The sequence below is a fragment of the Verrucomicrobiota bacterium genome (assembly GCA_016871495.1).
Classification (GTDB): domain Bacteria; phylum Verrucomicrobiota; class Verrucomicrobiia; order Limisphaerales; family VHDF01; genus VHDF01.
Window position 1 is genome coordinate 1 of sequence record VHDF01000093.1, and the last position, 19,738, is coordinate 19,738.

Genomic DNA, 19,738 nt, shown 5'->3' on the forward strand with positions numbered 1-19,738 from the left:
CTTGCTTTGCATGTCCAGCGGCTCCCCGTGCACCCCGATGTTGTTGGTAGGGCGGGCCTGTCCCAGCCCGCCGCCCACGGGATGCAAAACATCATGCTCCGGCGGCGCGCCGGGACGGATGCGCCCTACCTGCATCACCGGCAACATCGGGATGCACCGAGCGGCTCCTCCGCATCCGCAAGTCGTCGATCGGATCGCGACCGACGATGGACTCACGCCAAAATCGCTTGAACGACCTCGCCTTCCACATCCGTCAGGCGGCGTTCCAAGCCGTTGTGGTAGTAAGTCAGTTGCTCATGCTGCAATCCCAGCAAGGCCAGAATCGTGGCGTGAAAATCATGCACGGATACCACATTCTCCCGCGCTTGGTACCCCCACTCATCCGTCGCACCGTAACTGAATCCCTTCTTGACCCCCGCGCCCGCAAGCCAGCACGTGAACCCGCTGGGGTTGTGGTCACGCCCCATCGCTCCCTTCTGGAAGGTCGGCATCCGCCCGAACTCCGTGCACCAAACAACCAGGGTCTCCTCCAGCAACCCTCGCTGTTTCAAATCGACCAGCAATCCCGCAGTCGGCTTGTCGAAAACGGGTCCATGGACGCTGTATTGATTGAAGAGATCCTTGTGTCCATCCCAATTGCTGACGCCCTCGCCGCCGGTCTGGTAAGCTCCGTTGAAGAGTTGCACGAAGCGAACTCCTTTCTCGATCAATCGACGGGCCAGGATGCAATTGCGCGCGTAGGCGGCGCGGGTGTCCTTGACTTTCGTGCCACCCTCGTCGGCGCCATACAACTTCAAGATATGCGCCGGCTCTCCGGCAAGGTCCGCCACCTCTGGAACCGCCAGTTGCATGCGCGCCGCCAGTTCATAACTCGCGATCCGCGCGGCCAGCTCCCCGTCTCCGGGAAACTGCTCGGCGTGCGCCTGATTCAACGATTGCAAGAAATGGCGCGTGGCCGCGTCAGTGCTCACGGAAACCCCCTCGGGACGGGACAAATTACGAAGAGCCCGGGTGGCGCTGAACTCCGTTCCTTGAAACGCGGCCGGCAGAAATCCCGGCGACCAATTGTTCACGCTGTTTTGCGGTTTGCCCCGCGGATCCGGAATCGCCACGTACGCCGGCAAACTTTGGTCCGCACTGCCTAACGCATAGGTCACCCACGCCCCCAGGCTCGGGAATCCATCCAAGGTGTAACCGGTGGACATGAAATTCTCGCCCGGCCCATGCGTGTTGGTCTTGCCTCGCATGGAATGGATGAAGCAAAGCTCGTCCGCCAATTCAGCCAGGTGCGGAACAAGCTCCGAAATCATCTTGCCGCTCCGGCCGCGTGGACGAAATTCCCAGGGGCTCTTGTTCAATGCCCCTTGAGCTCCCTGGAAAGTGATCAACTTTTCCTGTCCCGGCATGGACTGTCCGTGCCTGCGAATCAGCTCCGGTTTGTAATCGAAAGTATCGAGGTGGCTGCAGGCGCCGCTGCAGAAAATCACCAGAACATTCCGAGCCCGCGCCATCTCTTGCGGAGGACGAGGCGCGTAGGGCTTTCCCGCCGCGAGGCCCGGTCGAAAGGGCTCCTTTTTCGCCACCCCGGCGCCGAGCAAACCGCCGCGCTGCAGCAAATGAACCAGGGCCACCGCCCCCAATCCGTAGGCCGACCGGCCCAGGAAACGCCGCCGGTCCAGAAGGGGATGCCGGATGTTGTTCAACCCGGACTCCACGCCCGTCTCCGCTCGAGCACCCACCTGCGGCTGTCCAGACTCCTGACTCATGGAATAAACATGAATTCGTTGGCGTTCAGCAGCGCGCGGCATAAAGCCGGCCATCCTTGTTCCTGGACAAATCGCAGCGCCCCAACCCGCTCCGAATCCGCGGGGTGCCTCCCCATCGACAGCTTCCAAGCGAGATCGATTTGATGTCCTTCCATCGTTCCTCGACTCATCGGGCCGCTCGAGTTCACCGAAGACCTCGTGTTCAACGATCGAGAAACCTCGGACTCCAACCTCGCCGCGAAACGATCCGCCATGCTCATGACAAACCGGCTGTTGAACAAATTCAGCGCCTGCAAAGGAGTGGTGGATATGGAGCGCTTCGGGATGGTCAGGCTGCCGTCCGGACAATCCAAGGATCCGAAAATACCGTCCTGTTCCATGCGCACTTTGAAGGCGTAAACCATGCGGCGCCACTCGGCGGGGCCAAAGGTTTCCCGCGGATGATAGTGGTAGACATTCTCACGATCGACCTCGTGCAAATAGAAACCCGGCCCCCCCCCGGTTTCCCGCAACGCTCCAGCCACCGCCAGCATGCTGTCGCGGATGGCCTCCGCCTCGATCCGGCGGGGTGCGAAGCGCCAGAGCAAGCGATTGCCCGCATCCTTGGCCAGTCCTTCGGCGTGAGGCGCGCTGGATTGCCTCCACGTGGCGGACCGCAATATCATTCGATGCAGATGCTTCACGCTCCACCCGCTCTCCACGAATTCCCGGGCCAGCCAATCCAGCAACTCCGGATGACTCGGCCGCGCTCCATTGCGGCCGAAATCATTGGGAGTGTCCACCAACCCCACGCCGAAATGATACTGCCAGACACGATTCGCGAAAACGCGCGACGTCAAGGGATGCTCCGCGTCGGTGATCCAATCCGCGAGTTGAGCGCGGCGGTCGCGTTCGGGCGCGTTGGTGGCGAGGTTCAAGGGTTTGAACATCGCGAGCGTGCCCGGTCCGATGGTCTCACGCTTCTGCATGGGATCCCCACGATGCAGCCGGTGTGTTGCCGGCGGTTCGACAAAAACCCCGGCATACACCTGATCTCCCTTCGACGCGGCATCCCTCGCCTTCCGGGCCTTTTCGAACTCGGCCAGCCATGATCGAGCCTCGCGAGCCTCCGACTGCGGGAGATGGTCGAATCGGTATTGAGGAGGAGCAGGCGGATCGGTTTTTCCCTGGAAAGGCTCCCGATCGTCGGAACTGGCAACCTCCCGCCAATCCCGTGCGTCCAACGAAACTTCGATCTTGTACCGCGTCGCCACCCGGTCACCAAACTGGCCGTCGCGATCCCGCCCCCACACCATGCGCTCCAATCGCTCATTCCTCGGCAAATCGATGCGCACCCAGCCTTTCCCTCCCTCGTCAGAAATCCAGGAAAAGCTATTCCCGAATTTGCCGTCGTTGACGTGTTCGAGCCGGTGCATTTCAAATCCCCGCAGGGTACCCGAAGCCAGGGCCTTGGCACCCGCGGTGGCGGCCGCAACATTGCGATCACCGGCCCAAACCTCCAACTCGTCCAGGCAGGGCTCGCCCGAATTCGACGCCAAGATGGTGAAACGAACATGCCGGGCTTCCACCGGCTCAAATCTTTCCTCATTCCTTTGAGCATTGACCGCAGGCCGTTTCACGCCAGTGGACTTCGTCCCCGCGGCTGTGACCGCAGAAGGAACGAGGTAGGGCGCGAGTTTGCGTTCCCACTCCGACACGCGAGCCTCCCAGTATTCCCGGCGTTCCTTTTGAGGGGGAGTCGCCGGCAAAGACCGTTCGCCATGCTTGACCCCGGCAAACAGCGCCGCCATCGCGTAGTATTCCTCATGGGCGATGGGATCAAATTTGTGCGCGTGACAACGAGCGCAGCCGAGAGTCAGCCCCAGGAAGGCCGTGCCGGTCGTGCTGACCATATCGTCGATCTCATCCGCCCGCTGTTGCGCGGTCAGGGCCGGATCCGGACTCCCCACGATATCCACCGGCCCACCGACAAGAAATCCTGTCCCGACGTCCACTCCAAACCGGTCCCCCGCGATCTGTTCGCGCACGAACTGGGCATAGGGCGTGTCACGATTGAAGGAGGCAATGACATAGTCCCGGAATCGCCAGGCGTTCAACCTTTCCCGATTCGTCTCGAATCCGTTGCTCTCGGCGAACCGGACGATGTCCAGCCAATGCCGCCCCCACCGCTCCCCGTAACGCGGGTCTGACAAGACACGCTCCACGAGCCGTTCGTACGCCCCCGGACGGGGATCGGACATAAAAGCATCGACCTCGGCCGGGGTCGGCGGAAGTCCCAGCATCACGAAATGGATTCGTCGCACCAGCGCCGATCGGGACGACTCCGAAGCGGGACGCAGCCCGGCTTGGCTCAATCGATGCCGCACGAAGGCATCGATGGGATTGGAAGACGAGGAAATCCCCACCGGGTCGATCGGGATCTCGGGACGCCGGACCGGTTGAAAAGCCCAATGATTGGAAGAAGAGGAGTCGGCCCTGGCGAAACTCAAGACCAGGACCAACGCCCATGCCAAGCCGAGGACCTTCCAAACCGCCCGGCGCAAGGGGGCAACCTTCACCAAGTTGAGAGGTCGTGCCATGGTGGCCGGTGCTCCCACGCCTTCGTACCGGTGGGCTAAATCAACACGGGCAGAGAAATGCGGCACCACGTTACTCCATCGGAATCGAGGTTCGTTCCGAAAGCCAAATCATGTCTTGATTGTTGGGGGAGGGAACCACAAGGGCCATGCTCTGATTCTTCCAGGGCAGCTTGGTGCGGCCATCAAGCCACTTGTGAATTTCAACGTGCCCGTCGGCAAAACTCATGCCCCCCGATCCGTTGTGAGTGCTGGCCGGATAGTCAATGATGAAGACTCGGGACCCGGAAATGCCGTCATTCATCGCCACCGCCACATCGCCAAAATTGATGCTGTCCGGGTGCTCATCGATGAAAACGAACGCCTTGGATGCACCCATCGGCTGAATGTCCGAAAGTTTCTTGAACACCCGGTATTTCTTTTTCGTAAGATAGCTCAGCCAGTCGTCGCGCGAGTTCATGGCCTGGCTGAGCGAGAGGCTGCGCACTCGGGCGTGTTTCTGGCCGCGGATGTTCACATAGCTGCGATCGGCCGGACAACGATACACGCCGGGCGACTGGGTGTAGCGCGCCAGTCTGGCGTAATCCGGATTCATCAGGCCGGCGAGATTGGTGTTGTGCGGATTGCTGCCGCTGTAGTCGAGAACCCCGCGAACCCATCCCGCGCCGTCCGCGGTCAGATCGTTCCACACCAATTGATCCGCGTGATCATCGGCGTACATGAGCCAGGCCAGGGTCAATTGTTTCTGATTGCTCATGCAGAGCGCGCCGTGCGCCTTCGTCTTGGCCTTGCTCAAGGCCGGAAGGAGCATGCCCGCCAAAATCGCGATAATCGCAATCACGACGAGCAGCTCAATCAGAGTAAAACCACCCCAACCCCGCCCCAGTGTCCTTTGCCCGGCCATCGTTCTTGGTAAAGTCAGCAATGTCTTCATGACAGGATTCTTGGATTGTCAATCACACTTTAAGTCGATCCGGCTTGTTCAAGCAACCCTGGATTCCAATGCTCCGAGGCGTCCTGTGTATCCCGATGTTGTTGGTAGGGCGGGCCTGTCCCAGCCCGCCGCCCACGGGATGCAAAACATCATGCTCCGGCGGCGCGCCGGGACGGACGCGCCCTACCTGCATCACCGGCAACATCGGGATGCACCGCGAGGCGTCCTGTGCATCCACAGGTTGTCGGTGATGCACGCGGCAGCGCCGGGGCGCGGCGTTCACGCTGCTTCAGGGCGTGTCTTCAAAGTTGCAGGGCAGGTTCAACGGGCATGCGTGCTGCCCGGGCGAAGTCGTCCACTCACGGCGGGCCCTGGAGCGGGAGGAGATCGCCGCGGCAGGTTGGCGCGAGCGGAAGCGCCGTGAACGGCGCGCCCCGAAAACTCGCGGATGCACCGCATTGCGTCTCCAAAGTCCATCCGCTTCTGAGCTCGCGGATCGCGGCCGCGGACTCTATGAATGGCGCATGAGCCCTGCCTCCAAGCTTCTTGACGTGGTGGTCCTCGCAGTCCTTTCGGCTACAGTCCAACTCGGTTCGACCGCCGCTGCCGAGTGGCCCGTCTATGGCGGTACACCGGGAGGCACCCGCTGGTCCCCGCTTAGTCAAATCAACATTACCAACGTTCACCTCCTCAAACCCGCCTGGATCTATCGCTGCGACGACATGCGCCCGCGCCCGCCGTCCACCATCGAATGCAACCCCCTCATCCTGGATGGCACCCTCTACCTCACCACCCCGGGACTCAAAGTCGCCGCTCTCGAAGCTGCCACCGGACGCGAAAAATGGATGTTCGATCCCTGGAACGGTGGACGCGCTTCCGGAGTCAACCGAGGTCTGGCGATTTGGACGGATGGAAACGACCGCCGGATCTTCACGGCTGCCGGCCCGCACCTCCTGGCCCTGGACGCCAGGACCGGTCGCCTCGTCGAGAGTTTCGGCAATGCGGGCCGGGTGGATATGCGAGAAGGACTGGACCGCGAGCTCCTCCGTCAATCCCTCGGCCTGACCACACCCGGAGTCGTTTATCGCGATCTTCTCATTGTCGGTTCCCAAGTGGGCGACAGCCCCAACGCCAGGGTGCCGGGGCACATTCGAGCCTATGATGTGCGAACCGGACGACGACGATGGATCTTCCACACCATCCCACATCCCGGGGAAACGGGTTATGAAACCTGGCCCTCGGAAAACTGGAAATGGGCCGCCGGTTGCAACGCGTGGGGCGGATTTTCGCTCGACCCCGAGCGCGGACTTGTCTTCTGCGGCACCGGTTCACCCGCCTACGATCACTATGGTGGAGATCGTCATGGCATGAACCTCTTCGGAAACTGCGTCCTCGCGCTGGATGCCCTCACCGGAGTGCGACGCTGGCATTTCCAAGTGGTTCACCATGATCTTTGGGACTACGATCTCCCCTGCCCCCCGGTGCTGGGCCGCATCCATCAGGACGGCAAGCCCCGCGATGTGGCCATTCAAGCCACCAAGACCGGCCATGTTTTTGTGCTGGACCGGACGACGGGAGAGCCGGTTTTCCCCGTCGAAGAGCGCCCGGTGCCGGCGTCACAAATCCCCGGAGAACTCGCCTGGCCCACGCAGCCCTTTCCAACACGCCCTCCCCCCATCGCGATGCAAGGCCTCACCCTGGACGAGGTCACGGATCTCTCCCCCGCCCATCGCCGCTCCGTGCTGGATCAACTGCGCACCATCAAGCCGGCCCCGTTGTATGCGCCTCCAGCCTTGGAACGGACCGTCGTCATGCCTCAATTCAACGGCGGAGCCGAATGGGGCGGACAAGCCTTCAATCCCGACACCGGCTATTTTTTCGTCAACACCAGCAACGAGGCTGAATGGATGTCCATGACCCCCGCCCGACCGACGACCTCGATCACGCTCAACGCGCTGGGCGAACATCTTTTTTCGACGCTGTGTTCAACCTGCCACGGATCCACCACCGCGCTTGCCCCCGGAACACCCCCGCCACCGTCACTCGATGGACTGGCCCGGCGCGTGCCCAAAACCGATACCGCCAAACTGTTGGAAACAGGCCGGAACCAAATGCCCTCCTTCGCTTCGCTCTCGGAACTGGAACGACGCGCCCTCGTCGCTTTTCTCTATGCCGAAGGCCACGACACCTCACTCGACCCCAAGGAGATCAAAATCGATTGGGCGGATCGAATTCGATTCGTCGATACGGGGCACAAAGATTTCCGTGATCACGAGGGTTACCCCGTCAACAAACGTCCCTGGGGAGTTCTCTCGGCGGTCAACCTCAATCAGGGCACGATAGCCTGGCAAGTGCCCCTTGGAACGTATCCTGAATTGGAAAAACGAGGGTACTCACCCACGGGAACTTTCAACATCGGCGGCCCTATCGCGACGGCCGGCGGATTGGTGTTCATCGCTGCCACCCGGGACGAACGTTTCCGCGCCTTCGATCAGCGCGACGGCAAGGTACTTTGGGAATTCCAACTGGATGCCGGAGGCTACGCCACACCAGCCACGTTCGAGGCCGGCGGACGTCAATACGTCGTCGTCGCGGCCGGTGGAGGTGGCAAAGCCGAAACCAAGCCCGGCAACGCGTATTGGTGCTTCGCCCTCCCGAAATAGCGGTGCGGATCATGACCATGGCCGTTTTAAGGATTAGAACTCCTCCGGGCCGGGGTGCGGGACGGTGAGTGGCTTCAGCATCAAGTCAGTCGGGAGGATGAACGGACCCATGCTTGGAGCGGAACGGAGTCTCCTTCTCCCCACGAACGACGAGTCCAGTCGCGCCCCTCATCCGCCAGCCTCGCGCATTTCACTCCGGCACGTTCCAAGCTGATTCGCCCGATTCCACACCCCAGTCCTGGCCGAAAAACCCCGCTCCCAACACACCGTCCGGACCCTCGCGCAACGTGCGGGGAGTCCAGACGGTCCAGTCCGGCAGCGCTACCCCGGCCAGGAAGTAGGGAATGCGGTCCGTCAGCCTCAATCCCACCAACCCCGTCCCGGCCACCACCGCCACACAGGCCCGGTGGCTTCCCGGACGCGGACGCAAAAACAACGCCGCCAAATCATCGCCCCGCCTGGTCTCTCCTCCCACCACAAGGTGTCCCCGGCGCACCTGAACCGGGCTGACACCCAAGAGCGGTTCCCACGCCGCGTTCGCGTCCGCGTGTCCATAGAGGATGACAGACCGATCCGAATCTCGCCGCGGGTCGAACTCCAGATCAGGCAGGACATCCACACTTCCGTTTCCGCGATACCAGAAGCTCTCGGCGTCAAACCGGGCTTTGGCATAGGCCCACGCGTTCTCCTCCGGCGTCCCTTTTGTCCCATACACAAACATCATCCGATGCCGGAAGGCTTCCTTGAATGGACCATTGCGGTGCGGCCCTTTCCAATCGAGAGAGACGGGGTCCGATTCTCTCCACGACCCGCCTTCCTTGCGGAAATGAACAAACCCAAGTCTCCTCGGCGACAACTTCGCGAGGGTCTGGCCATCGATCACAAACGAGGGCGCTTCGCCCTTCGGCGCCCAATCCCACGCGAAGGAAAGCCGGCTCGCATTGTCCGTGCTGGCGACGATGCGCCTCGAGCCGCCATCCCATTCGGCCCGCACCGTGCTCGGCGCGAGAAATCGCTCCTGCGCTTCAATGCCGAGCCAATGCGCCCGCGCGGAAATCCCCGGGTTGGTGGTCGTGAATTGCACCGAAGTCACCGATCCGGCGCTCGGAATCCGGCGGCGAGCAAACAGGTCGAATAGCGGAGGCCAGTCCACACAGGCATTGCCCCACCAATGACCCGCGCCCGGCTGTTCGTGATATTTGAAATCCCGGTGAAATTTCTCCAACACGCTCCGCATGGTCCGCGCCTCGCGCACAGGCACGTTGTCGTCCGCGTCTCCATGCAACACGTACACTCCGTGATGAAGATAATTGCTGGACATCGCCAGCGTGTCGCTCGGCGTGGACGCCCGCCGCAACAGGCTGCGCACCGCGTTGGTGGAGTCGTCCCGCCGTCCGCCCGCATACGAGAAAAAACTCACCCAGCCCGCGCTCGGTGCGACGGCCGCGAATCGATCCGGAAAATGCGCCGCCAGTTGCCACGCTCCGTGCCCCCCCATCGAATGTCCCGTCAGGAAGGTGAGCGAGCGATCCGTCCCCAGGGTCTCCTGGGCCAAACTCAGAACTTCCATCGCATCCATGCGCCCCCAGTCTTCCCAGTCGAATCCGTACGGACGCCGATTCGTCGGCGCCACGAGATGAGCCCAGGTCTTCGGCGTGTAAGCATCGGCCTGGCCCTGCGCCTCGACGCTCGCCCCATGAGTGCTGAGCACGAGCGCCAGGGGACGCCTGGCGTGGAGGTCAGGAAGCGCCGGATTCAGAGCATAATACTGCACGCTGCCGTCAATCTCACTGACAAAGGTCACGCGCCGGGTCTGCCCGGGCTCCCGCAGCCGCAACGAAACGGACTTGCGGTCCCGATGATCATGGCTCCGCCTGTGTCCACCGTTCAATTCGAGCATGAAATCAACACGGTTGGTGGCCGCCACGCCCGAGTGCCGGATCTCAAACCCGACCTTGCGCGTCGTGAGCGGCGGTATCGTTGGCAGACGCGTCGTGGAGGCCCGGCCGCCTGGGGATTGGCTCCGCAAAGTCAAACCTCGGGCATCTTGGGTCGTCGCATTCACGACCAGCACGGCTCCCCGGGTCTCCATGCGTTCGCCCCGCACCAAGTCCGGCAGAGTCGGATCACGGAGGTCGAAAAACACGGAACTCGGTGGTCTGACCAACTTGGCCCGCAACGAACCGCGCCCCGTTGCGAAGAGAAACTCATTGGTTCCCCGCCGAAGCTGCACCGGCAAGGCCACATACCCGTTCTGATACACATCGCCCGCTCGCGGTTCGCCGTTGACATACACCAAGTTGTGGCCACTGGCCTCCAACAACATGATGCGCTCTTCATCCGCGGTGAGGGAGACAAAGAAATAGCCCCCGCGAAATGCGGTGCCGAAAAAAACACCGTTCGTATCCGCCACCACTCTCTCCCAGGCAACTCGATGGGTTCCGTCCGAAGCCAGAGTTTCGCCCTCCCTCGGCGCTTTCCACTCGCCCGTGACCATCAACCGTTCGACCTCGTCCGGACGAAACGCCACGCGACCGGCCCTTGCTCCACCGCGAAGTCCAAGGCCGGAGGTGAATTCGATGTCTCGCTGCACCGGCGTCGAGCCGCCCCAGACGAAACCCCAAGCCCAGACAAGGCAACTCGCGATGAAAGCACGTTGAATCACGATGGGCATGAGGCCGAAGGTTAAGCCACCCGCAGACCATTGGGAAGCAAGTGATCACGGGGATCTTGCTCGATGGATTCAAAGTCGACGCCGACGTCCTCGTTCGCCCACATGGCAACCGAAACAACCCATCATGTTTTAGACTTATGATTATGATTTACAATACTTATCAATTGTCCTTGACCTCATTGCTTAATAAAAAGTGCTCGACTCCGATGGAACTGGTGTGCGAGTTTGACGGAGTTACTCGATTCGATCACCTCCCCCGGGGGAGTATTGTCTCGCGAACGTGTCGCGTTGGCGAAACATATCTGCCGAGGAGGGCGTGGATCGCATTGAGATTTGGCATCCCTCCTGGCAGAGGGGGCCATGGCGGGTTTTGGCGATGTAAACCGTGTGTCATCCCAAAACCCGCCTCTTTTTTTGTCAAATTCCATCGGCTGGCTTGATGATTCCCTTTGGTTCCCGCCAGGTTCTCTGGCCATGGACGATGTCGTGCGCAGCGAGTCCACGTTCGACCTGCCTCACTCGGCGGCAGATCTTTGGTCTGTTCTCAGCAAGACCGATTGGCTCAACCAATCCCTCGGACTTCCCCCCGTCCATTACTCCATCAAGGCAGCCCCTCACGGCGAGCGCCTCGCTCTACGGCATCGCATTGGAATGGAAAGAGAACCCGTTCGAATGGTCCGCACCCGATTATTACGAGGTGCATCGAAACTTCCACGGCGGTCCATGGAGCGACGCGGTGATGGGGATGCGATTCGCCGCGGTCGCCCCCAAACAAACCCGCGTCACCGTCTTCAGCTCCATCACTCCTCGCAATGTTCTCGGCTCGCTGATGGCCAAATCTGTCGTGAGCCCCAAGTCCAGCCAGGACATGCAGAAGATCATGCTCCACGCCAGCCAGCATCTGAGCAACCGCGTGGAGCCGATGCTGCCCAACCTGGCCGCCACCCCGAATCGAGAAGAAGCCCTCCAACTGGGCTTGAAACAGCTCCATGCCTCCGCAGCCCCGAAAGACCTCTCCCGGCGACTCGAAATCTGGCTGCGGCAAAGTCCAGACTCCGCCCTCACGCACATCCGCCCTTGGGTCATCGCGCGGGAATGGACCGCGGATCCTTGGAAGGTCCTTTCGCTTTTTCTGGAGGCGACACGAGCGGGGCTCTTCGAGTTTCGTTGGGAAGTCCTCTGCCCGAATTGTCGATCCACCCGCGGGGAACACCTCAAAACACTCGCTGCAGTGCCTTCCCATTCGCACTGCGAATTGTGCCAAATCCGGTTCGATGCGCGCTTCGACCAATCCGTCGAACTCAAATTCAGCGTCCATTCCTCCATTCGTCCCGTTCCCCATGCCGTCTATTGCCTCACCGGACCCGGAGACAAACCTCACATCGTCGGTCAAGCGATCGTGCCTCCGGCTGCCGACAAGGATTGGACTCTGAATTCTTTCGCGGCACCACTGCGGCTCCGCTCCCCCAACGTCACGGGAACGCTGGATTTGACGCCGGAATGGATGGCGTCCGGTCACGGATGGGTGGTTCGAGCCGACCCTCAGGGCTTCGCCACAGCTCGGGGAGCGGGGAAACCCGGCTGCATCCAATTGCAAAACCGGCTGCCTCACCCCGTGCAATTCGTGTTCGAGCGCACGGCGTGGAACCAGGACATTTTAACCGCGGCACAAGTCAGCGGTTGGCAGGAATTCCGGGATATCTTTCCCGCTGAAGTCCTCTCGCCCCATGAGCAGATCACCGTCGGCAGCCAGGTGTTTGTCTTTACCGACTTAAAAGGATCGACCGCACTCTACGAAGAGATCGGGGACCCGCAGGCGTATGGAAGGGTGCGCGATCACCTCGTGACGCTCATCCGCGCGGTGCGCGAGTCCCATGGAGCCGTCGTCAAAACCCTTGGCGACGCCGTCATGGCGGTGTTCGGCACCCTGACGGATGGCCTGAATGCCCTGGATTCGATGCATCGCGGACTCGCGGAGGGGTTCAACCAACCCCGCCAGCACAAGCCGCTCGTGCTCAAGTCCAGCCTGCACGCCGGGCCATGCCTGGCTGTCAACGCGAACGGGAAAATCGATTACTTCGGCAGCACCGTGAATCGCGCCGCTCGCATGGTGGAGTGTTCCTCCGGCCAGGATTTTGTCGTGGCCGACTCGGTCTTTCACCGTCCGGAAATGGGGGACTGGATTTCCAAGCATTCCGCCACCGCTGAGCCCCTCGAAGTCAAGTTCCGCGGCATCGATCCACCCGCCAAAGTCTGGCGCATCAAAGCAGGGTCAACGCCGCCATGAATGCGATCTAAGAACAAACCGGGCCGGGGCGCCCTGGCAGGAATTGGCATCCTCGCGGCCGCCGCGCTTGCCGCGATCCTCCTCAACCTGCCCGCCCCTCGGAAATCCTCGCCGGACCAAACGATTTCCAACTCAGGAACGCCACCCCTCTCCCCCTCCAGTCCCGATTCCAATCGCCTGGCCATCCAGGCCTTTCAGCAGTTGGAAGCCGAACGTTTGGAGCGAGATCGGACGCTCTGGGCGCCCGAGATCAAAGCGCTCGAGTACGGTGCCTTCGTGGTCAACCTGTGGAACTCGCTGCGAGATTCCAATCGAACGGAGGCTGCAATTTCGCACCTTCCCTTCAACCGCCTCTGGGTTCCTTCCAACTCATCCACCACGCGACGGAATGATCGATGGAACTCCGAATGGACCGATTACCCCGCGGCCAGCATCGCCTGGTCTCCGGAGGACTGGCGGAGGAAAGTGGAGACGTGGTTGAAGGCCGGTTGGCGCTTAACCCAATCCGAATGGCATCACACGCGCTTCCAACCCGCATCTGCGAAGCATCCAGCCCGCTCCACCATCGACTTCGATTTCCACCTGATCCAGCACGCCGGAGCCCTGGAAACTCGCGCCGCCTGGTCAGGATCACTCGAAGTCGCCTGGTCCTCCGACGATTCCTCCAGAGCCACACCAGTGCCGGACGAAATCCGCGTCCTCAAACTCCAGACCCAGCAGCGCACCGGCTCACCACTTTTCCAGCCACGCTTCGACCAGAACATCACCATGTCCACGGCCAACAAAGATCAAAGACTCCTGGTCGAGGATCTCAACGCGGATGGACTGCCGGAGATCCTGCTGCCCGGACCCGCGAACATCCTCTGGAATCACGGCCACTTCGATTTCCGCGAGGAATCCCTGTGGCCCCAGGGGCACCGGCAAGACTCCTTTGCCTGCTTGCTCTGCGATTTCGATCGGGATGGACGCCATGATCTCCTGGTGGCGGATCGCACCGGGATTCTCTTTTACCGCGGCATGGGCCGGCCAGGCTTCGCCATCCCGGCCACACGCCTCTGGTCGGCTCCGGAACCCTTGGAAAACCCCTTCGTGCTGACCGCGGGTGACGTCGACCGTGACGGCGATCTCGATTTCTGGCTTGGACAGTACAAGCCGCCGATGATGGCCGGGCAAATGCCAACCCCCTACCACGATGCCAACGACGGATTTCCCTCTTACTTCCTGCTGAACGAAGATCATTCCCGCCTGGTGGACGCAACCCATCGAGCCGGCTTGGGCGATCTCCGTCGTCGCCGGACTTATGGTGCCTCGTTCGTGGACCTGAATGGGGATCGACGCCTGGACTTGCTCGTGGTGAGCGATTTTGCCGGGGCCGACCTCCACCTCAATCGGGGCGGTGGCCGATTCGAATCCACCCCCACCCACCTCCCCGGCGACACCAAGAGCTTCGGCATGTCACTGGTCGTTTCCGATTTCAACGCGGACGGGAACCTCGACTTTTGGATGGCGGGCATGCACTCCGATGCGGCGGATCGCCTGGACGCACTGGAACTCACCGACCCGCGCTTCCCGGAGGATTTGACCATCCGGCCACGCCTGAATTTCGGAAACCGGCTCTTCCTGGCGAAAGAGAAAAAGTTGGTGCAATCCGAACCCCCTGGGATGGGAGCGCTTCGTCGTACCGGCTGGACATGGGGCGCCTCCGCGTTCGATGCCGACTTGGATGGAAACGTCGAACTCCTCGTCGTCAACGGCCATTTGAGTGGAGAGAGCGTGGATGATTACGACTCGGAATACTGGCGGCACGACGTCCATACCGGAACCTCAGAACCGAACCGCGCCGTGGATTGGGTGTTGAATGCTTCCATGGGGAAATGGGCGGCGCGCGGGGGTTCCTACGGTGGACACCAGTTCAATCGGTTTCTGGCCAGGAACGATCGTGGTGTCTGGCAGGATCGGAGTTGGATTTCCGGACTGGCCCTGACCGAAGATTGCCGAAATCTTGTCACCGCAGATCTCGACTTGGACGGCCGGATCGATGCCGTGTTGACCACCCAAGAGGTGGGAAAGGGATTTCGGCAGCGATTGAAGATTTATGCCGGCCAAGGACCACCGGGAAATTGGATCGGTTTCCGCATCCCCCCGACCGTCGCCCGTCGCTCACCTCTCGGCGCCGTGGCCAAACTGACCGAAAAGTCCGGGCGCCGACAAGTCCGCTCGCTCCTCGTGGGCGACTCATTTCTCTCTCAACACCCGATTTCCGTTCACTTTGGACTGGGTGATGGCGGAGTCGAAAAGTTCGAGATCGAATTCCCCGATGGCCATGTTGAATCCTTTGACCAGTCCGCAACAGGCCGCTGGCAGAGTTTGCCGGAACGTTGAATCTCACGACTAACTTGATGCTCAAGTTAGTCGGGAGGTTGAAATATCCGAACCCTAGGCTCGCTTTTTTGAGAGATCCACCGCCATCATCCCTCATGCCTTCCAGACGACAATTCTTGGGCCAATCTCTCCCCGGGATCACCCTCCTGGCCGCGGGCGGATGCATGACGAGCTCCCATCGCGCGAGCAACCTCATCATCGACACTCACCTTCATCTCTGGGACCTGCGCTCACAGCGATTACCCTGGTTGACGAGTGCTCCAACGATTCTGAACCGAACGTATTCGCTCGATGATTTTTCGACCGCCACCAGGGGCCTCAACGTCCGCGCGGTGTACATGGAGGTGGACGTGGAGGAAACCACTTTGGATCAGGAAGCCGACACGATTCTGGATCTCGCCCGGCCCGGCAGAAGCCCCATTCTCGCGGCCGTTCTCGGAGGACGCCCTGCCTCTCCCCGATTGGGGAGTTACCTCACCAGACTGAAGGCGAATCCCGGCTTTAAAGGAATCCGCCAGGTGCTGCATGGCTCCAGCACACCGGCTGGCTATTGCCTGCAGCCCGAATTCGTCCGCGGGGTGCGACACCTTGGAACTCTGGGATTGAGTTTCGACCTCTGCATGCGGCCACGGGAACTTCCTGATGGCGCAACGCTCGCCGCGGCCTGTCCCGAGACGCGTTTCATTCTCGACCACTGCGGCAACCCGGATTTGAAAAGTTTCCGTTCTCCGCGAACGGGAGAATCTCCACCTTTGCACACTTCGGATGAATGGAAACGGTCGATCGAAACCCTGGCGAAACGTTCCAATGTGATCTGCAAAATCTCGGGTATTGGCGCCGGACTCGTGCCCGGCGCGGGCGCCGAAGAACTGGCGCCGGCCGTGAATCACTGCCTCGATTCATTCGGCCCCGACCGAGTGGTATTTGGTGGCGACTGGCCGGTTTGCCTCCTCGGGATCACCTATCTCCGCTGGGTAGAGCATCTGCGGGAGATCACCTCCGCACGCCCCGAATCCGACCGGCGGAAACTTTGGCACGCCAACGCGGCGCGATTCTATGGTTTGAAGGTATGAGCCTGGCCCGACCTGCATTTTTTCCCGCCAAGGGGCCTCCGCGTTCGAGTCCGCGCGAGAAATCCCTCAACGCTTGGCGCGGCGTCAATGAACGCGAAACAGCCAAACTGGCAGCCTCTCCGCACAAGAGCGCCGGCGACATTATGCCGTCGGTCTTGAAAGCTATCCGCATGGACCGCCGCCAGACCGAGGCCGAGGTGGCCAAGGCCTGGACCCGCCTCGTGGACCCGGCGGTGGCGGCACACGCTCAACCCGCCGGATTGGCCAAAGGCACCCTTTTCGTCACCGTGGACAATAGCGCATGGTTGAGCGAGATCGTCCGTTATCGACGGAAGGAGATCCTCGAACGTTTGCAACTTGCGTTCGGCAAACAGATGATCGCGAGGATTTCATTCCGTTGCGGCTGATCCTGTTCAAACCCGAATGGCGGGTGCGATCAACTCGGCGAAGGTGAGCGGCGTTTATTTCCCGCGGGACTTGAATCCCGGAACCTGCCGGGCCGGGATGCGGAATGGTGAGTAACTTCAGCACCAAGTGAGTCGGGAGGTGCGAAGATTCATAAAGGCCAATGGCCGTTCTTAAGGTTACGCCCATGCGGAGTGGCTGGCGAAACCTGGTGGGTCTTGATGTTCGGGCTTTGCTGCAGCTGGTCTTCGACACAGCCGCGCTCCGACGTCTTTGGAGCGCGACTGTGCTGAAAGCCAGTCGCAGCAGCTTCACCAGCACAGGACGGTGGAAAAAATAGAGCGTCTCGATATTCGGATGTTGCTGCGGCTGGTCTGCGACCCAGTCGCGCTCCTTCACAATTTCAACACTCCAAACTCATCCCGAGACCGAGCGCTACTCCACCGCCACGTTTTCGGGTCGAGCACCAAGCCTGCTCTCGCCGGATTGCTTCGATGTAATGGCGCGTCTCCAACTCGTGTTCGTTGTCGCGCATGTAGGTGTCCCAATAGTCCAACTGCCAAAACTCGCCGCGCCGGTTCAGTAGGTGATTTGCCTTCCGGGCCGTGTGCTTCTTCCAACTCTCCAGAATCTCAGCCATCGGCGTGGCATCCACCTTTAACAAGACGCGAACGTGATTCGGCATCACTACCCACGCACGCAGATCGTACCGTTGACCGTGGAAACACCGCACCGCGTCTTCGACGATTTGGGCAATCTCAGGCCGACGCAAACGACACTCGCCACGTCCACGGTCGAGGTACGCCTCCAATTCCGCTCGACGCTGGTGGTTATCCTCAATCTTCCAAAGCTGCTCCCACTCGGAGCGAAGCGATTCGGGAAATGAATCAGCGAGACGAAACGTAACGAACTGTGTCAGGCCCGGTTCATCACGATGCGGCAGATAACCGCCCTCGTTCCAGCCGCGAAAGCCTTGTTTGAGAGTTTCAATCTTCCACGGCGACGACCCGCGACGCTTGCCCTGGACCAAATCGCGCACACCGGGATTGTGCGGCGGCCCCGGACGACGCGGTTTGGGGGGCTGACTCACGCCAAACATTGAGCCGGAAAACAAGGAATGCAGCAAGCCTTCGATCGGAGCGCGACTGTGTCCCGCACAGCGGGATCAGTCGCAGCAGCTTCGCCAGCACAGCACGGGTGGAAAAACTAGAGCGTCTCGTTGTTCGGACGTTGCTGCGGCTGGTCTGCGACCCAGCCGCGCTCCGGCGATTCGCTCCATTCAGGCCTTCGCGTAAACCTCTGCGCCCTTCTCCACAAACGCCTTCGACTTTTCTTCCAGTCATTTGCCGTGTGGGCGGGCGTCGGTCAGGCGTAGCCGGCGGGGGAAGGTTTTGGTCAGCCGGATGAGTTGCGCCACTTTGCGGATCTTTTCCGCAAACGGTTCGCGGGCGAGTTTTTGGCGCATCTCGGGTTTCATAACGTCGGCAGCTTCAGATTATGCCGGTGGAGCACGTTTTCCAAATAGGTTTTGTCGAGGTCAGCCTGCTGCTGCAATTGCTCGATGCGCGCCTTGTCCTTGGCCCGGCCCACGCTGGCGGCGATCGCAACGATGTGTTCGGCGCGGAACACTTTGGCGGGCACGCCTTCGTAATCAATCCGCTCGGCTTCACGAACGGCTTCCTCGGTCAATCCGACGGCGGCGAGAAATTGCACGGGAAAGCCGCCCACCAGCAGATGCTCGCGCTCGATCTGCCAGCCTTGCGATTGCAGGTGCGCGTAAATGGCGGGGATGCCATCGGTCAACCCCTCATCTTTGGGGATGAAAAAAATGTCCGCGTCGTAGGTGGTGAACGGTTCGACGTAGTAGATGGCCGCGAGCGCGCCTCCAAGTGCCCAGTCTTCAATCAAATCTGCGGCGACTAATTCGTTCGCGGCGCGCAGCACCGCGGCCAACGGCAAATTGTCGGATGGCGGGTTGATGGCCATGGCCAAGGATTATCAGGCTCACGCCTTCGCGTAAACCTCCGCACCCTTTTCCACGAACTCCTTCGACTTTTCTTCCATCCCCTTTTTCAGCGCTTCTTCCTCGCTTACGCCTTGTTCGGCGGCGTATTTGCGGACGTCCTCGGTGATCTTCATCGAGCAAAAATGCGGGCCGCACATGGAGCAGAAATGGGCGGTCTTCGCGCCGTCCTGCGGCAACGTTTCGTCGTGGAATTCGCGAGCGGTAACGGGGTCGAGGCTGAGGTTGAATTGATCTTCCCAGCGGAATTCAAAGCGCGCCTTGCTCAACGCGTTGTCGCGGTATTGCGCGCCGGGATGGCCTTTCGCCAGGTCAGCGGCGTGCGCGGCGATCTTGTAAGCGATGACGCCGTCTTTCACGTCCTTCTTGTTCGGCAGGCCGAGGTGTTCCTTGGGCGTGACGTAGCAGAGCATCGCGCAGCCATACCAGCCGATCATCGCCGCGCCGATGCCGCTGGTGATGTGGTCGTAGCCGGGCGCGATGTCGGTGGTGAGCGGCCCGAGCGTGTAGAACGGCGCCTCGCTGCACCATTCGAGTTGCTTGGCCATGTTTTCCTCGATCATGTGCATGGGCACGTGGCCCGGGCCTTCGTTCATGACTTGCACGCCCTTGCCCCACGCGCGCTTGGTGAGTTCGCCCTGCACTTCGAGTTCGCCGAATTGCGCCTGGTCGTTGGCGTCGGCAATCGAACCGGGACGCAGGCCGTCGCCGATGCTGAACGAAACGTCATACGCGGCCATGATGTCGCAGATGTCGTCCCAGTGGGTGTAAAGGAAGTTTTCCTTGTGATGCGCGAGACACCATTTGGCCATGATGCTGCCGCCGCGTGAGACGATGCCGGTCATACGATTCGCCGTGAGCGGCACGAAGCGCAGCAGCACGCCGGCGTGAATGGTGAAGTAATCCACGCCTTGCTCGGCTTGTTCGATGAGGGTGTCGCGGAAGAGTTCCCACG

Annotated in this window: 13 protein-coding genes; 5 read left to right on the forward strand and 8 right to left on the reverse strand. The window is 61.0% G+C overall.

The genetic code is table 11. The annotated features are described in order from the left end of the window. Positions 1-212 precede the first annotated feature (212 nt). The 4 genes from FJ404_16430 to FJ404_16445 all read right to left on the reverse strand — a co-directional run bounded on the left by FJ404_16430 (position 213) and on the right by FJ404_16445 (position 5,481). A complete protein-coding gene (locus FJ404_16430) occupies positions 213-1,766 on the reverse strand; it encodes a DUF1501 domain-containing protein (protein MBM3824445.1) in 1,554 nt (517 codons plus the stop codon). Next, positions 1,763-4,345, reverse strand: coding sequence for a DUF1553 domain-containing protein (locus FJ404_16435; protein MBM3824446.1), 2,583 nt, complete (start codon positions 4,343-4,345; stop codon positions 1,763-1,765). Before FJ404_16435 ends, FJ404_16430 begins: the two co-directional genes overlap by 4 nt. 70 nt (positions 4,346-4,415) lie before the next feature. After that, on the reverse strand, positions 4,416-5,276 hold the full coding sequence (locus FJ404_16440; GenBank protein ID MBM3824447.1) for a prepilin-type N-terminal cleavage/methylation domain-containing protein: 861 nt from the start codon (positions 5,274-5,276) through the stop codon (positions 4,416-4,418). Between the two features lie 22 nt (positions 5,277-5,298). Continuing rightward, positions 5,299-5,481, reverse strand: coding sequence for a hypothetical protein (locus FJ404_16445; GenBank protein MBM3824448.1), 183 nt, complete (start codon positions 5,479-5,481; stop codon positions 5,299-5,301). A gap of 319 nt (positions 5,482-5,800) precedes the next feature. Here FJ404_16445 and FJ404_16450 point away from each other — a divergent pair, with 319 nt between their 5' ends. Beyond that, a complete protein-coding gene (locus tag FJ404_16450; protein ID MBM3824449.1) occupies positions 5,801-7,939 on the forward strand; it encodes a pyrroloquinoline quinone-dependent dehydrogenase in 2,139 nt (712 codons plus the stop codon). Positions 7,940-8,129: 190 nt separating this feature from the next. On the opposite strand, the gene FJ404_16455 is transcribed toward FJ404_16450, so the two are convergent. Then, positions 8,130-10,613: an alpha/beta hydrolase gene (locus tag FJ404_16455; GenBank protein ID MBM3824450.1), complete on the reverse strand. Its 2,484-nt coding sequence runs from the start codon at positions 10,611-10,613 to the stop codon at positions 8,130-8,132. A 436-nt stretch (positions 10,614-11,049) separates the two neighbouring features. Here FJ404_16455 and FJ404_16460 point away from each other — a divergent pair, with 436 nt between their 5' ends. Genes FJ404_16460 through FJ404_16475 form a run of 4 tightly spaced genes read left to right on the forward strand, consistent with a single transcriptional unit; the run spans position 11,050 to position 16,762 of the window. Beyond that, a complete protein-coding gene (locus FJ404_16460; protein ID MBM3824451.1) occupies positions 11,050-12,900 on the forward strand; it encodes an adenylate/guanylate cyclase domain-containing protein in 1,851 nt (616 codons plus the stop codon). Continuing rightward, a complete protein-coding gene (locus tag FJ404_16465) occupies positions 12,901-15,282 on the forward strand; it encodes a CRTAC1 family protein (protein MBM3824452.1) in 2,382 nt (793 codons plus the stop codon). It abuts the gene before it with no gap. A 17-nt stretch (positions 15,283-15,299) separates the two neighbouring features. Beyond that, positions 15,300-16,355 (forward strand): amidohydrolase, encoded by a 1,056-nt coding sequence (locus tag FJ404_16470; protein MBM3824453.1) that lies wholly within the window; start codon positions 15,300-15,302, stop codon positions 16,353-16,355. Further along, the gene (locus tag FJ404_16475) at positions 16,352-16,762 is read left to right on the forward strand and encodes a DUF721 domain-containing protein (protein ID MBM3824454.1); all 411 of its coding nucleotides are present in this window, start codon (positions 16,352-16,354) and stop codon (positions 16,760-16,762) included. Before FJ404_16470 ends, FJ404_16475 begins: the two co-directional genes overlap by 4 nt. A gap of 401 nt (positions 16,763-17,163) precedes the next feature. Here the strand turns inward: FJ404_16475 and FJ404_16480 are convergent, their stop codons facing one another. The 3 genes from FJ404_16480 to thiC form a co-directional block, all read right to left on the reverse strand. After that, positions 17,164-17,874 (reverse strand): hypothetical protein, encoded by a 711-nt coding sequence (locus FJ404_16480; GenBank protein MBM3824455.1) that lies wholly within the window; start codon positions 17,872-17,874, stop codon positions 17,164-17,166. A 359-nt stretch (positions 17,875-18,233) separates the two neighbouring features. Next, a complete protein-coding gene (locus tag FJ404_16485; protein MBM3824456.1) occupies positions 18,234-18,746 on the reverse strand; it encodes a hypothetical protein in 513 nt (170 codons plus the stop codon). A gap of 18 nt (positions 18,747-18,764) precedes the next feature. Further along, on the reverse strand, positions 18,765-19,738 hold a 974-nt coding region (gene thiC, locus FJ404_16490), incomplete at its 5' end, for a phosphomethylpyrimidine synthase (GenBank protein MBM3824457.1).

What these genes read in the sequence shown, in the direction of transcription:
- FJ404_16430 (MBM3824445.1), bottom strand. Translation starts at nt 1,766, where the DNA reads ATGAGTCAGGAGTCTGGACAGCCGCAGGTGGGTGCTCGAGCGGAGACG.
- FJ404_16435 (MBM3824446.1), bottom strand. Translation starts at nt 4,345, where the DNA reads ATGGCACGACCTCTCAACTTGGTGAAGGTTGCCCCCTTGCGCCGGGCG.
- FJ404_16440 (MBM3824447.1), bottom strand. Translation starts at nt 5,276, where the DNA reads ATGAAGACATTGCTGACTTTACCAAGAACGATGGCCGGGCAAAGGACA.
- FJ404_16445 (MBM3824448.1), bottom strand. Translation starts at nt 5,481, where the DNA reads ATGTTGCCGGTGATGCAGGTAGGGCGCGTCCGTCCCGGCGCGCCGCCG.
- FJ404_16450 (MBM3824449.1), top strand. Translation starts at nt 5,801, where the DNA reads ATGAGCCCTGCCTCCAAGCTTCTTGACGTGGTGGTCCTCGCAGTCCTT.
- FJ404_16455 (MBM3824450.1), bottom strand. Translation starts at nt 10,613, where the DNA reads ATGCCCATCGTGATTCAACGTGCTTTCATCGCGAGTTGCCTTGTCTGG.
- FJ404_16465 (MBM3824452.1), top strand. Translation starts at nt 12,901, where the DNA reads ATGCGATCTAAGAACAAACCGGGCCGGGGCGCCCTGGCAGGAATTGGC.
- FJ404_16470 (MBM3824453.1), top strand. Translation starts at nt 15,300, where the DNA reads ATGCTCAAGTTAGTCGGGAGGTTGAAATATCCGAACCCTAGGCTCGCT.
- FJ404_16475 (MBM3824454.1), top strand. Translation starts at nt 16,352, where the DNA reads ATGAGCCTGGCCCGACCTGCATTTTTTCCCGCCAAGGGGCCTCCGCGT.
- FJ404_16485 (MBM3824456.1), bottom strand. Translation starts at nt 18,746, where the DNA reads ATGGCCATCAACCCGCCATCCGACAATTTGCCGTTGGCCGCGGTGCTG.